The 13,101-nt window shown below is 73.0% G+C and carries 17 protein-coding genes and 1 pseudogene; 12 read left to right on the top strand and 6 right to left on the bottom strand.

Translation table 11 applies throughout. From position 1 onward, the window contains the following. Positions 1–2 precede the first annotated feature (2 nt). From MTO99_RS02760 to MTO99_RS02780, 5 genes are all read left to right on the top strand, one after another. On the top strand, positions 3–551 hold the full coding sequence (locus MTO99_RS02760; protein WP_354002505.1) for a MaoC family dehydratase: 549 nt from the start codon (positions 3–5) through the stop codon (positions 549–551). Next, positions 548–1,372: an HpcH/HpaI aldolase/citrate lyase family protein gene (locus MTO99_RS02765; protein ID WP_243556768.1), complete on the top strand. Its 825-nt coding sequence runs from the start codon at positions 548–550 to the stop codon at positions 1,370–1,372. Before MTO99_RS02760 ends, MTO99_RS02765 begins: the two co-directional genes overlap by 4 nt. Before the next feature lie 103 nt (positions 1,373–1,475). Next, positions 1,476–2,567: an aldo/keto reductase gene (locus MTO99_RS02770; RefSeq protein WP_243556769.1), complete on the top strand. Its 1,092-nt coding sequence runs from the start codon at positions 1,476–1,478 to the stop codon at positions 2,565–2,567. A 42-nt stretch (positions 2,568–2,609) separates the two neighbouring features. Further along, positions 2,610–3,995 carry a M16 family metallopeptidase gene (locus MTO99_RS02775; RefSeq protein WP_243556771.1) on the top strand — a complete coding sequence of 462 codons (1,386 nt, stop codon included), beginning with the start codon at positions 2,610–2,612 and terminating at the stop codon, positions 3,993–3,995. A gap of 38 nt (positions 3,996–4,033) precedes the next feature. Continuing rightward, positions 4,034–4,636 (top strand): histidine phosphatase family protein, encoded by a 603-nt coding sequence (locus MTO99_RS02780; protein WP_243556773.1) that lies wholly within the window; start codon positions 4,034–4,036, stop codon positions 4,634–4,636. A gap of 10 nt (positions 4,637–4,646) precedes the next feature. Here MTO99_RS02780 and MTO99_RS02785 read toward each other — a convergent pair whose 3' ends face one another. Then, positions 4,647–5,123 (bottom strand): GNAT family N-acetyltransferase, encoded by a 477-nt coding sequence (locus MTO99_RS02785; protein WP_243556775.1) that lies wholly within the window; start codon positions 5,121–5,123, stop codon positions 4,647–4,649. Between the two features lie 28 nt (positions 5,124–5,151). Then, entirely contained in the window at positions 5,152–6,675 is a 1,524-nt protein-coding gene (locus MTO99_RS02790; RefSeq protein ID WP_243556776.1) for an MFS transporter, read from the bottom strand. Between the two features lie 54 nt (positions 6,676–6,729). On the opposite strand from MTO99_RS02790, the gene MTO99_RS02795 reads away from it, so the two are divergent. The 5 genes and pseudogenes from MTO99_RS02795 (at position 6,730) to MTO99_RS02815 (ending at position 9,325) form a co-directional block, all read left to right on the top strand. After that, complete coding sequence (locus MTO99_RS02795; RefSeq protein ID WP_243556778.1) at positions 6,730–7,194, top strand: MarR family winged helix-turn-helix transcriptional regulator; 465 nt, start codon at positions 6,730–6,732, stop codon at positions 7,192–7,194. A 102-nt stretch (positions 7,195–7,296) separates the two neighbouring features. Further along, positions 7,297–7,436 (top strand): annotated as a pseudogene (locus MTO99_RS02800) (histidine phosphatase family protein); the annotation flags it as partial. 29 nt (positions 7,437–7,465) lie between these two features. Continuing rightward, positions 7,466–7,834 (top strand): hypothetical protein, encoded by a 369-nt coding sequence (locus tag MTO99_RS02805; RefSeq protein ID WP_243556780.1) that lies wholly within the window; start codon positions 7,466–7,468, stop codon positions 7,832–7,834. Between the two features lie 298 nt (positions 7,835–8,132). Beyond that, positions 8,133–8,885 (top strand): 4-hydroxy-tetrahydrodipicolinate reductase, encoded by a 753-nt coding sequence (dapB, locus tag MTO99_RS02810; RefSeq protein WP_243556782.1) that lies wholly within the window; start codon positions 8,133–8,135, stop codon positions 8,883–8,885. Next, positions 8,882–9,325, top strand: coding sequence for a hypothetical protein (locus tag MTO99_RS02815; RefSeq protein WP_243556784.1), 444 nt, complete (start codon positions 8,882–8,884; stop codon positions 9,323–9,325). The genes dapB and MTO99_RS02815 overlap by 4 nt, the downstream gene beginning before the upstream one ends. On the opposite strand, the gene MTO99_RS02820 is transcribed toward MTO99_RS02815, so the two are convergent. The 4 genes from MTO99_RS02820 to MTO99_RS02835 form a co-directional block, all read right to left on the bottom strand. After that, positions 9,300–10,202, bottom strand: a complete 903-nt coding sequence (locus MTO99_RS02820; protein WP_243556786.1) for a TIGR01777 family oxidoreductase — start codon at positions 10,200–10,202, stop codon at positions 9,300–9,302. The genes MTO99_RS02815 and MTO99_RS02820 overlap by 26 nt on opposite strands. Before the next feature lies 1 nt (position 10,203). After that, a complete protein-coding gene (locus MTO99_RS02825; RefSeq protein ID WP_243556788.1) occupies positions 10,204–10,629 on the bottom strand; it encodes an OsmC family peroxiredoxin in 426 nt (141 codons plus the stop codon). A 94-nt stretch (positions 10,630–10,723) separates the two neighbouring features. Further along, on the bottom strand, positions 10,724–11,191 hold the full coding sequence (locus tag MTO99_RS02830) for a DUF4395 domain-containing protein (RefSeq protein ID WP_243556790.1): 468 nt from the start codon (positions 11,189–11,191) through the stop codon (positions 10,724–10,726). Beyond that, positions 11,181–11,651 carry a thioredoxin family protein gene (locus MTO99_RS02835; protein WP_243556792.1) on the bottom strand — a complete coding sequence of 157 codons (471 nt, stop codon included), beginning with the start codon at positions 11,649–11,651 and terminating at the stop codon, positions 11,181–11,183. Before MTO99_RS02835 ends, MTO99_RS02830 begins: the two co-directional genes overlap by 11 nt. Before the next feature lie 50 nt (positions 11,652–11,701). Here MTO99_RS02835 and MTO99_RS02840 point away from each other — a divergent pair, with 50 nt between their 5' ends. Further along, positions 11,702–12,541: a thymidylate synthase gene (locus tag MTO99_RS02840; RefSeq protein WP_243556793.1), complete on the top strand. Its 840-nt coding sequence runs from the start codon at positions 11,702–11,704 to the stop codon at positions 12,539–12,541. 17 nt (positions 12,542–12,558) lie between these two features. Beyond that, the gene (locus MTO99_RS02845) at positions 12,559–13,062 is read left to right on the top strand and encodes a dihydrofolate reductase (RefSeq protein ID WP_256461030.1); all 504 of its coding nucleotides are present in this window, start codon (positions 12,559–12,561) and stop codon (positions 13,060–13,062) included. Positions 13,063–13,101 lie beyond the last annotated feature (39 nt).

The raw sequence follows: 13,101 nt of genomic DNA on the forward strand, positions 1-13,101 counted from the left end.
GCATGCGCGAAGTCGTGCAGCGCGGGCTCTGGTTCGACGAGTTCGAAGAGGGGGTGCGCTACCTGCACCGACCCGGGCGCACCGTCACCGAGGCCGATAACGTGCTGTTCACCACGCTCACGATGAACCCGCAGCCGCTGCACCTCGACGCCGCATGGTCGGCCCGCACCGAGTTCGGGCGGCCGCTCGTGAACTCGCTGTTCACCCTGTCCACCCTCGTGGGGCAGTCGGTCGCCCAGCTCACCCTCGGCACCCTGGTCGCGAACCTCGGGTTCGGCGAGGTCGCGTTCCCGCGCCCCGTGTTCGTCGGCGACACGCTGTACGGCGAGTCGACCGTGGTCTCCAAGCGGTGGTCGGCATCGCGCCCCGGGCAGGGCGTGCTCGTGCTCGCGCACGTCGCGCGCAACCAGCACGGCGACGAGGTCGCCACCGCGAGCCGCACCATGCTGGTCTGGGGTCGCGAGGCGGGGGAGCGGGCGCCGGCGGCGGGCGGCGGCGAGGCGGGCGAGGATGCGCTCGGCGGGGACGCGGCGGGCGAGGCGAGCGGATGACCCGACCCGAGTTCCGGTTCGGGCCGGCGCTGCTGTTCTGCCCGGCCGACCGGCCCGACCGCTCCGCGAAGGCGCTCGAACGGGCCGACGCGGTCATCCTCGACCTCGAGGACGCGGTCGCCGACGGCGGCAAGGACGCCGCGCGGCGCGCGCTCGTGGAGACGCCGCTCGACCCCGAACGCGTGATCGTGCGCCTGAACCCCGCCGCGGGCCCCCACCGGGAGGCCGACCTCGCGGCGCTCGCGCAGACCCGGTACCGCACGGTCATGCTCGCCAAGTGCGAGGGCACCGCCGACCTCGTCGGGCTCGACGGGCTCGAGCCCATCGCCCTGTGCGAGACCGCACGCGGCGTGCTCGCCGCCGAGGCGATCGCCAGCGTGCCCGAGGTGATGGCGCTGATGTGGGGTGCCGAGGACCTGGTCGCCTCGATCGGCGGCATCGCGAGCCGGTTCCCCGACGGCGGGTACCGCGACCTCGCGCGGCACGCCCGCATCCGGATCCTGCTCGCCGCGGCCGCGCACGGCGCCGCCGCGATCGACACCGTGCACCTCGACCTCGGCGACCTCGACGGGCTGCGCGCCGAGGCCGAGGACGCGGCCGCGTCGGGGTTCGCCGCGACCGCCTGCGTGCACCCGTCGCAGGTCGACGTGGTGCGCACGGCGTACCGGCCGTCGGCCGAGCAGCTCGCGTGGGCGCGCGACGTGCTGGATGCGGCCCGATCAGAGCCCGGCGTGTTCGCGTTCCGCGGGGGCATGGTCGACGGGCCGGTGCTGCGGCAGGCGACGGCGATCGTGCGACGAGCCGGGCTCGGCGGCCGCTGATCCGCTGATCCGCCAACGATTCGGTAACGGTTCACGTTTCGTTGCCGGTCCGGCGCGACGCGTCCACGTACGCTCGGTGTCAATCCTGGGGAGGAGGATCGAAGTGGCACGGCACCTGGGTTCGAGAGTCCAGGCCGCGACCGTCATCGAGACGACGTTCATCGAACGAGGCGCGGCCCCGATCGAACGGGCCGAGCCGCTGTCCTCCGAAACGAGGACTTCCGCCGCGCCGACCCGATCGGTGGAGACCAACCTCCTCTCGGGCCCGATCACGGTGCCGAGCCCCGTCGCCCTCGGCGACACCGGCTCCGAGCTGCACCCGCTGGGCCTCGGCGGCAGCCTGTTCGGCTGGACCCTCGGCACCGACGACTCCGAGCGGGTGCTCGACCGATTCGTCGGCAGCGGCGGCAGCCTCATCGACACGGCCGACAGCTACGCCGCCGGACGCAGCGAATCGATCATCGGCCGCTGGATGGCCTCGCGCCACGTGCGCGACCGCGTCCTCATCGCCACCAAGGCGGGACGCGGCGCCGAGCACCCGGGGCTGCGGCCCGAGGCGATCGTCGCCGCGGTCGACGCCTCGCTCGAGCGCCTGCGCACCGACCGCATCGACCTGCTGATGTTCCACGGCGACGACCCGGCGACCCCGCTGGAGGAGAGCCTCGGCGCGGTCGGCGCCCTCATCGACGCGGGCAAGGTGCGCGCGCTCGGCGCGGCCGACTTCCCGCCCGACCGGCTCATCGAGGCGCGCGTGCTCGCCGCGAACGGCCTGCCCCGGCTGCAGGCGCTCACCGCCGAGTACAGCCTCATGCGACGCCGCGGATTCGAGGGCGCCACCGAACTCGTCGCGCACGCGCAGGGGCTCGCGGTGCTGCCCTACTTCGCGCTCGCGAACGGATTCCTCGGCGGCAACGTGCGGCGCAGGTCGGAGGCGCCGCGCGACGCCCGCGGTGCGCGCATCGCGGCGCACCTGGGCCGTCGCGGACACCGGGTGCTCACCGCGCTCGACGACATCGCCTTCCGGCACGGCTGCGAGCCCGCCACCGTCGCGCTCGCGTGGCTGCTCACCCGCCCCACCGTGGTCGCGCCGATCGTCGGCGTGAGCCGCCCCGAGCAGGTCGGCGCGCTGCTGGCCGCCGCCTCGCTGCCGCTCGCGAGAAGCGAGATCGTCGAGCTGGATCGCGCATCCGCGTGAACACCCGGCCCGCCCGCCGCCCGGTTGGGTAGGCTGGGCGGGATGAACAGCGCGGTCGACCTTCCTCTCGGTGCGGCCGAGCTGACCTTCGAGGCGGCGGGGGAGTCGCTGGTGCGCCGGTCGGTGCTGCCGTCCGGGGTGCGCGTGCTCAGCGAGCGGGTGCCGGGCAGCCGCAGCGCGACGGTCGGGTTCTGGATCGCGGTCGGGTCGCGCGACGAGCACCCCGCGTCGGCGGGGCTGCCGGCGACGTACGGTTCGACGCACTTCCTCGAGCACCTGCTGTTCAAGGGCACCCGCACCCGATCGGCGCTCGACATCGCGGTGTCGTTCGACGCGGTCGGCGGCGAGCACAATGCGCTCACCGCCAAGGAGTACACCTGCTACTACGCCAAGGTGCAAGACAAAGACCTGCCGATGGCGGTCGAGGTGCTCGCCGACATGCTCACCTCGTCGCTGCTCGACCCGGTCGAGTTCGAGAACGAGCGCGGGGTCATCCTCGAGGAGCTCTCGATGGCGGGCGACGACCCGGCGGACGTCGCGAACGAACGCTTCTTCGAAGCGGTGCTCGGCGAGCATCCGCTCGGCCGGCCGATCGGCGGCGACGCCGACACCATCCGCGCGGCCACCCGCGATGCGGTGTGGCAGCACTACCGGGCCAACTATCGCCCGCGCGACCTCGTCGTCACCGTCGCCGGTGCCGTCGACCACGACCGGGTCGTCGACGCACTCGGCACCGCGCTCGCCGCCGGCGGGTGGGACCTCGACACGGCGGCCCCACCCGTCGACCGCCGCCCGAACGCCCCGGCACTGCTCGACGGCGCGGGCCGGCTCACCGTGGTGGAACGGCCGAACGAGCAGGTCAACCTGCTGCTCGGCGTCCCGGGCCTGCTGGCCACCGACGACCGGCGCGCCACCCTCAGCGTGCTGAACGCGGTCTTCGGCTCGGGCATGAGCTCACGGCTCTTCCAGGAGGTGCGGGAACGCCGCGGCCTCGCGTACGCGGTCTATTCGTTCGCGCCCGGATACTCCGACGCCGGGCTGTTCGGCATGTACGCCGGCTGCGCGCCCGCCAAGGCGCCCACGGTCGCCGCGCTGATGCGCGCCGAGCTCGAGCGCGTGGCGACCGACGGCGTCACCGACGACGAGCTCGCGCGCGCCGCCGGCCAACTGGGCGGCGCGAGCGCGCTCGCCCTCGAAGACTCCGACACCAGGATGTCGCGGCTCGGCCGCGCCGAGCTGACGCTCGGCGAGTTCGCCGATCTCGACGAAGCGCTGCGGCGCATCGCCCTCGTCACCGTCGACGATGTGCGATCGCTCGCTGCCGACCTGGTGTCGCGGCCGTTCTCGCTGGTCGCCGTCGGCGCGACCGACGAGGCGGCCTTCCGCGGCGTGGTCGACGAGGCCCCGCCGCGCACCGATGTCGCCTGAGCGGCATCCTTCCCCTGCGATACAAGGAACCGAACACCGTGACCCACCACCTCTACCTCGTCCGCCACGGCGAGCAGCTCGATGCCGAGCACGGCGTGGCCGACGGGCCCCTCTCTCCGCGCGGGCGACGACAGGCCGAGCTGCTCGCCGAACGGCTCGGCGGCATCCCCTTCGATGCCGCCTGGCACTCGCCCCTGCAGCGGGCGGCCGAGACGGCGAAGATCATCGCGGCGAAGATGCCGGCGCTGGAGCCCGAACCCTCGTCGCTGCTGTTCGACTGCGTGCCGTCGGGGCCCGCCCCCGAGACGCCGTCGGCGTACGACCCGTTCTTCAAGTCGTTCACCGAGGCCGAGTTCGAGGCGGGCAAGGCGCAGATGACCGATGCGGTCGCCGAGTTCCTGCGGTCGCACCGCGAGGACCGGCACGAGCTGCTGATCACGCACAACTTCGTGATCGGATGGTTCGTGCGCGAGGTGCTGGGCGCCCCCGACTGGCGGTGGGTGTCGATCAACCAGGCCAACTGCGGGCTCACGGTGCTCAGCCAGAAGCCCGGCCGGCCGTGGAGCCTCGTGACCCACAACGACCTCGCGCACCTGCCGGCCGAGCTGCGCACCGGATTGCCCGAGGGCTACGCGGTCTGACCCTCGGAGCTCAGTCGAGGCGCTTGCCGAACCAGTGCGTCGCGTTCGGGTTGTCGTTGTAGGCGGCGATCTCGGTGTACCCCGACGTGCGGTACAGGTGCTGTGCTGCGGTGAGGGATTCGTTCGTGTCGAGTACCGCGTACTGGGCGCCGAACGACCGCGCCCGCCGCTCGAGTTCGTCCATGAGCAGCCGTGACCATCCGCGGCCGCGAACGGATTCGTCGATCCAGACGTGCTTCACCTCGTACGTCCGGAGCCCGTCGACGTCGTCGATGCGTCGGATGCCGCCGCATCCGACCGCCTCGCCCGCGTCGTCGTGCACCAGCAGGAACTCGCCGACGGGCGGGACGAACCGCGCCGGCTCGGGCCGGTTCACCCGATAGCCGTCGGCGTGCGTGGTGAAGCCGCGTGCCCGCGCGGCGAAGTAGTCGTCGAGGAGCCGCGCGGCGACGGGGTCGTCGGTCGCGGCGGGGAGGAAGCTCGGCACGTCTCGACGCTACCGCGCCCGGCCTAGCTCAGTGCCCCGATCGCTCGCCCTTGCCCGGGTCGCCCGGGATGACGGCGGCGAGGATCGACGCGGCGATGGCGCCCGCGGCGCCGATCGCGAGCGAGACGATGAACCCCGCGACGGTCGGCAGGGCGTGGCCGCCGACCTGCTGGGTCAGTTCGGCGAGGACCACGCCGATCACCGCCGCGGAGGCGGTGGTGCCGATCGAGCGCATGAGCGAGTTGAATCCGTTCGCCGCGGCCTTCTCGCTCGCCGGCACGGAGCTCATGATGAGGGCCGGCATGGCCCCGAACGCGAAGCCGATGCCGCAGCCGACGACGGTGGCGCCGAGCACCAGCAGCGCGATCGTCCAGGCGATCTGAGCGGCATCGGCGGGCCCGGCCGGGCGGTTGCCGAGCGTGGCGAGCACGACCGCGGCCGAGCCGTAGCCGATCGCGATGACGATGCCGGCGACCGCCAGCGTGACCTTCGGGCCGTGTCGGTGCGAGAGGCCGGCGCCGACCTTCGAGACCGACGCCATCGCGAGTCCCATCGGGACCATGCACAGCCCCATGCCGAGCATCGGCAAACCGAGTCCGTAGCCGAGCTCGACGGGGTACTGCATCACCTGCGGCAGGATCAGGTTCAGCGCGTACATGGCGAAGCCGACGAGGATCGACGCGAGGTTGGTGAGCAGCACCACCGGTCTGACCGTGGTGCGCAGGTCCACGAGCGGTGCCCGGTGGCGCAGTTCGTACCAGCCCCAGAGCCCGAGCACGACGACGGCCACGACGAGCGCGGTGATCGTCGCCACGCCGGTCCACCCCCAATCACCGCCCTTCGAGACGCCGAGCAGCAGCGCGACGAGGCCGACGGCGAGGCCGAGCGTGCCGATCCAATCGAAGCCGCGTGACCGGGTCTGCGATCGGCCGCTCGGGATCACGAAGAAGATCGCGGCGAACGCGAGCACCGCAGCGACGGCGGTCGCCCAGAACAGCGCCCGCCAGTCGGCGTACTGGGTGACGGCCGCCGCGATCGGCAGGCCCAGGGCGCCGCCGATTCCCATGCTCGAGCTCATGAGGGCGATCGCGGCGCCCGTCTTCTGCTTGGGCAGCGCGTCGTGCAGCAGCGAGATGCCGAGAGGGATCATGCCGGTGGCGATGCCCTGGAGCCCGCGCCCGACGATCATCCAGCCGAGGTCGACCGCGAGCGCGCAGATCGCCGAGCCGACGATGAACGGCACGATCGCGATCAGCAGCACCGGCTTCTTGCCGAAGAGGTCGCCGAGCCGGCCGATCACCGGCGTCGCCACCGCGCCGACCAGCAGGGTGACGGTGATGATCCAGCCCGCGTCGGCGGCGCTCGTGTCGAAGATCGCGGGCAGGTTCTGGATGATCGGCACCACGAGGGTCTGCGCGAGCGACACGACGATGCCCGTGATGGCGAGGACGGCGACGATCGCGCCGGTGCGGGTCTGGATCGGGTCGGGGGAGGTCTCGGGGGAAGTCTCGGAGGAGATCTCGGAGTGGGCGGAGGTCACATCGAGGGTCACCTATGCATCATACATACACTGTGCATGATGCACTCCGAGTGCGATACTGGAACGGTGACGGATCAGGCGGTCGATGCCATCGAACTCGAGGCGATGCTGTTCGCGCGCCACCTGTCGGCGATGCCCGGGCGCTCGCGGCGTCGCGGCGGCGTGCTCGACCAGAGCGCCTATACGCTGCTCAGCCTCCTCGAGGCGGCCGGCCCGCTCAGCATCCCCGACCTCGTCGCCATCACCGGACTCGACACCTCGACGCTCAACCGTCAGACCGGTGCCATCGTGCGCGACGGACGGGCCGAGCGCATCGCCGACCCCGACGGCGGTCTCGCCCGAAAGTTCCGGCTGACGCGATCCGGGCGGGCAGCGCTCGACGAGGAACGCACCGCGAGCCGGGCCAACCTCGCCGCGCTCACCGCCGAATGGACGGACGGCGAGCGCACCGCGTTCGCCGACCTGCTCGGCCGCCTGAACCGGACCATCGAAACCCGGTCGGGGCGTTCCTGGCCGCGCGCCGACGACTGAGCTCGGGGTCACCTCGACGATGAGATCGACGACGTGGGGGTGGCGGATCCCGCGGCGAGTGCCTGCCCCGCGGACGGCCCGGCCCTCGCTCGGTCATCCTGTGATCTGCTGATCACGCGCAACTTCGTGATCGGATGGTTCGTGCGCGAGGTGGCCGGCCGTGGAGCCTCGTGACCCGCAACGACCTCGCGCACCTGCCGGCCGAGCTGCGCACCGGATTGCCCGAGGGCTACGCGGTCTGATCCTCGGAGCTCAGTCGAGGATCGTCGTCATGCCGATCGTCGGCGCCGGCTTCGGTGTGCTGACGTCGGTCTTCGCTTCCGTCGGGTACCTCCTCGGTCTTCGGGTAGGGACGAGGAACCCGAATCGATCCGTTCCATCTCTGGCGCTGATCGGCGCGGGATCCGCCGCCGCTGGTGCGGCGCTGCTCTGGATCGGCGTCGGCGTGGTGAGGTTCGGCCCTGACGGAGTGCCGATCTGGGGATTCCTGGCCCTCGTCTCCGCGGCGCTCGCGGCAGCGATCGCCGGGCCCTCGACCAGTCGGGCGGCCCGGGATGCCGAAGACGCCGTCGCGCGGGAGGAGTCGGTCGCCGAGTTCGAGGGGTCGGGTGATGAGCAGTCAGCCGACCGGCTTTCGTAACCAGAGATCAGCGTCGGGGTTGTCGTCGTACGGGGCGACCGGCGGGTATCCGCTCGACCGGTAGAGGTCGCCGGCTGCCTCGCGCCTCGGGCCGCAGCCAGAGGGGCTTCACCGCGCACCGCACCGCACCGTCGGCACCGGGTTCGATGCGGCGGACGCCGCCGCACCCGGCGGGCGTCGCCGTGCCCGAGGCATCCGTCTGCTCGACGACCAGGAACACGCCCGCCGGGGCGTGATCGCCGCATCCGCCGGGAACGTCGGCCGATACGCGCCCTGTGCGGCGGGTAGGTTGGAACGCGTGACGATTCGGGTCGCCGTGGCCGGTGCCACGGGCAGGATGGGCAGGCTGGCACTCCGACTGGTGGAGGAGGCCGACGACCTCGACCTCCACGCCGGACTCGACTCGCGGTCGGCGCTCACCGACCTCGACGGCGCCGACGTCGTCCTCGACGTCACGCACCCGGCCGCCAGCGAGGGCATCGTCCGGCACGCCGTCGCACAGGGCATCCCGGTGGTCGTCGGCACCTCGGGCTGGTCGGCCGACCGGATCACCGGCATCCAGGCCTACCGGCGCGAGTTCGAGGCGCCCGGCGCCGTCGTGTTCGTGCCGAACTTCTCGGTCGGCAGCGTGCTCGGCACCGCGCTCGCCGCGTACGCCGCGCGGTTCTTCGACTCCATCGAGATCGTCGAGGCGCACCACGCAGGCAAGGTCGACTCGCCCTCGGGCACGGCGGTGCGCACCGCCGAGGTGATCGCCGACGCGCGCGGCGACCTGCCGGTCGTGGCACCGCACGCCGACCAGCGCGCCCGCGGCCAGCTCGTGGCGGGCATCCCCGTGCACAGCCTGCGGCTGGCCGGTCTCTCGGCCGAGCAGCGGGTCGTGCTCGGGGGCGAGGGCGAGACGCTCACGATCGCCCACTCGACGATCTCGCCGGCCGCGTACGAGCAGGGCATCCTGCTCGCCCTGCGCCGCGCACCCGACGCCGAAGGCGTGGTGGTGGGACTCGACGCCCTGCTCGGCATCGCCATGCCCGGAGCCGACGCGCCGTGAGCACGCGCATCGGAGCGTACGTGATGGCGGCACTGCTCGTCGTCTACCTCGGACTGGTCGGATGGCGCGCGGTGCAGTTCATCGGCACCGGCGAGCCCGTGGCGATCGGCATCGGGGTGGCGCTGCTCGCGCTGCCGCTCATCGGCGTCTGGGCGCTCTGGCGCGAACTCGACTTCGGGGCTCGGTCGCAGCAGCTCGTCCGCCGGCTCGAGGCCGAATCGGGGCCGATCGACCTGGGCGTCCCGGTGCGCGCGAGCGGTCGGCCCGAGCGCGACGCGGCGGACGCCGCGTTCGGCGGGTTCCGCGCCGCCGTCGAAGCCGAGCCCGAGTCCTGGCGGGCCTGGCTGCGCCTCAGCCTCGCGTACGACGCCGCGGGCGACCGACGACGGGCCCGAACCGCGGTGCGGCGGGCGATCAGCCTCGAGCGCGCCGAGCGCTGAGCATCGCGTCGACCGCGTCCTCGACGGTCGCGTGCTCGAACGCGAACCCGTCGGCGAGCAACCGTTCGGGGCGCACCTTCTGGCTCGCCAGCAGCAACTCGTCGGCCGCGACGCCCAGCGTCGCCTCGAGCAGCCGTTCGGGCACGTTCACCGCGCGCGGGCGATGCATCCGATCGGCCATGGCCGTGATCACGCGATCCGCCGTCGCCGGCGTCGGACCGACCAGGTTCACCGGGCCCTCGAGCGACGAGTCGAGCAGGTGCGCGATCGCCCGCGTCTCATCCTCGAGCGAGATCCGGGGCCAGTGCTGCCCGCCGGTGCCGAGCCGACCGCCCAGTCCGAACGCGGTGAGCGTCGCGATGCGCTGCATCGCCCCGCCGCCGCCCACGACGATGCCGCTGCGCACCCGCACGGTGCGGGTCTCGGCGGGCGCGAGCTGCGCGGCCCGCTCCCACCGCTCGACCACGCCGGCGAGGAATCCGGTGCCGGCCGGGGAATGCTCGGTGAGCCGTTCGCCCGGCCGGTCGCCGTAGTAGCCGACCGCGGACGCGCTCACGAACACCGCGGGCGGCGTGCGGGCCTTGCGCATCGCATCGGTCAGCGTGCGGGTGGCGTCGATGCGCGACGACAGGATCTCGGCGCGCCAGCGCTTCGTCCACGGCAGTCGCGCGAGCGATGCGCCCGAGAGGTTGACGACCGCGTCGACGCGGTCCATCACGGTGAAGTCGACGATGCCCGACGCCGGCGACCAGCTCGACTCGTCGGCCGATTCGGCGCGACGGCGCACCAGCCGGGTGACCTCGTGACCCTCGGCGCGGAGCCGGTCGACCAGCGCAGTGCCGATGAAGCCGGATGCCCCGGCGACGAGCACCCGCACGTCAGGCGAGTTCGGCTTCGATCGTGATCGGAATGCCGGCCAGCGCCTGGGAGATCGGGCAGTTGGCCTTGGCGTCGTCGGCGAACGCCTCGAACTCGGCCTCGCTGAGACCCGGAACCCGTGCGCTGACGAGCAGGTGGCTGCCGAGCACGCCCTTGCCGGCCTCGAACGTGACCGCCGCGGTGGTCTGGATGCGCTCGGGCGCGTGACCCGCGTTCGCGAGCGCGAACGACAGCGCCATCGAGAAGCACGACGAGTGCGCGGCGGCGAGCAGCTCTTCGGGGGTGGTCGTGGCGGCCGCGCCCTCTGCACGCGCCTTCCAGTTCACGGGGAACTCGCCCTGCCCGGACGAGTCGAGCGCGACGGTGCCGGAGCCGTCGATGAGGCCGCCGGCCCAGACAGTGGTCGATTCACTCGTTACGGCCATTGGTCCTCCTCGTCGACACCGGGAACCCCAGACTAGCCGCGGGCGGCGTCGAGCGGCAGGGGCGGTTGGGGCGATGCCGGACGGCCACGTCCGATCAGGCGGGGCGGATCACCCGGGCGCGCACGAGCAGCAGGTAGATCTGGCATCCGAGGCAGTAGCCGAACGCCGCGTTCAGGAACGCGGCGATGAACGCGAACCCGGCCGCGATCGGCACCGCGGGCGCGAGCCCGAACGCGCCGAGCACGACGCCGACCACCGTGACCGCGAACCCGACGGCCTGCGCGAACGTCGGCGGGCGCGGGTCCTCGAGCTCGGCGGGCGGCGCGAGCCGCGGGCGCACGAAGCGTCGGAAGATCGCGCCGAACGGGTTGCGCGCGACGCCGGCCAGGGCGCTCCAGGCGAACACGGCCGCGATGACGGCGAGCAGGATCCAGGCCGCGAGCGCCGCACCGGCGACGCCGAGCACGACGACCACGAGCAGCAGCGCGGCGGTGATGGCGGCCGTGAAGCGCGGACCGCGGGGGTCGATGCCGGCGGGGCGGGCGGAATCGTCAGCTGACATGGGTGCTCCTCGTGAGGGTGTCGAGCAGGTCGCGGAGTTCGCTCGCGCGCGGCGGCCCGCCGATGCGGGCGACCTCGGCGCCGGCGGCGTCGAGCACGAGCACGGTGGGGGTCTGGGTGACGGCGAACCGGTCGGCGGTGGCCGCATCGCGCGTCAGGTCGACATCGAGGTGCCGCACTGCGCCGTCGCCGCCGTACCCGTCGGCCAGCTCGCCGAGCTGCCGGGCCGTCGCCGGGCACCGGCTGCAGTACTCGGTCGAGAACTGCACGAGCGTCGCCGTCGAGCCGAGCCGGTCATGCCCGAGGCCGAGCAGCTCGGCCGCAGACGCCCGGCCCGAGGCATCCGGCGCCGTGCCCGAGGCGAGGCGCACCCGACCCGAGCTGCGGCGCGCGAGCAGGCCGAGACCGGTCGCGAGCGCCACGAGCGCTGCAGCGACCGCGAGCGCGGCGGGCCAGTCCATGACGGGGATGCTAGGACGGCCGCCGCGACGCCGCGCGAATGTGACCGGGCATGACACACCCGCGGCGTAGCATCGAGGGCGTGAGCCAGCCGATCCCGACCCCGTACGAAGACCTGCTGCGAGACACGCTCGCGCACGGCACGCACAAGTCCGATCGCACCGGCACCGGCACGACCAGCGTGTTCGGGCGGCAGCTGCGGTTCGACCTCGCCGAGTCGTTCCCGCTCATCACGACCAAGCGCGTGCACTTCAAGTCGGTCGCGGTCGAGCTGCTCTGGTTCCTCCGCGGCGACTCGAACGTCGGCTGGCTGCACGAGCACGGCGTCACCATCTGGGACGAATGGGCGGACGCCTCGGGCGACCTCGGCCCCGTCTACGGCGTGCAGTGGCGGTCGTGGCCGACGCCGTCGGGCGAGCAGATCGACCAGATCTCGCAGGTGATCGACGACATCCGCCGCACCCCCGACTCGCGCCGACTCATCGTGTCGGCCTGGAACCCCGCCGACATCCCCGACATGGCGCTCGCACCCTGCCACGCGCTGTTCCAGTTCTACGTCGCCGACGGCAAGCTCAGCTGCCAGCTCTACCAGCGCAGCGCCGACCTCTTCCTCGGCGTGCCGTTCAACATCGCGTCCTACGCGCTGCTCACCCTCATGGTGGCGCAGCAGACCGGGCTCGAGCCCGGCGAGTTCGTCTGGACGGGCGGCGACTGCCACATCTACGACAACCACCGCGAGCAGGTCGAGGCGCAGCTCGCGCGCGACCCCTACCCGTACCCGAGCCTGCGCTTCCGGCGGAAGCCGGCGTCGATCTTCGACTACGAGGTCGACGACGTCGAGCTCGTCGACTACGTGCACCACCCGGCGATCCGCGCCGCGGTCGCGGTCTGACCCGTCGGGGGCGGCGAGTGGCGCGCATCGGCCTGATCTGGGCGCAGGCGAACGGGGGAGTGATCGGCGCGGGCGGCACCATGCCGTGGCACCTGCCCGAAGACCTGGCGCACTTCCGGGCGACGACCGACGGATGCCCCGTGGTGATGGGCCGACGCACCTGGGAGTCGCTGCCGCCCCGGTTCCGCCCGCTGCCGGGCCGGCGCAACGTCGTCGTCACGCGGCAGGCCGACTGGTCGGCCGAGGGTGCCGAGCGGGCGGGTTCGGTCGACGAGGCGCTCGCGCTCGCCGCGACGGGCCGGCCGGATGACGCGTGGACCTGGGTCATCGGCGGCGCCGACGTGTACCGGCAGACGATCGACCGGGCCGACCGGCTCGAGGTCACCGAGATCGACCTCGACGTCCTCGGCGACGCGCACGCGCCGGCCATCGGCGCCGATTGGCGGCTCGAGGCATCCGGCCCGTGGCTGACCTCCCGAACCGCCCTCCGGTACCGCTTCACCACCCGCACCCGCACCTGACCCACCCCACCCACCCCGCCCGCCCCGCCCCCGCCCCCC

The organism is Agromyces larvae, assembly GCF_022811705.1.
In the GTDB taxonomy this organism is placed as follows: Bacteria; Actinomycetota; Actinomycetes; order Actinomycetales; family Microbacteriaceae; genus Agromyces; species Agromyces larvae.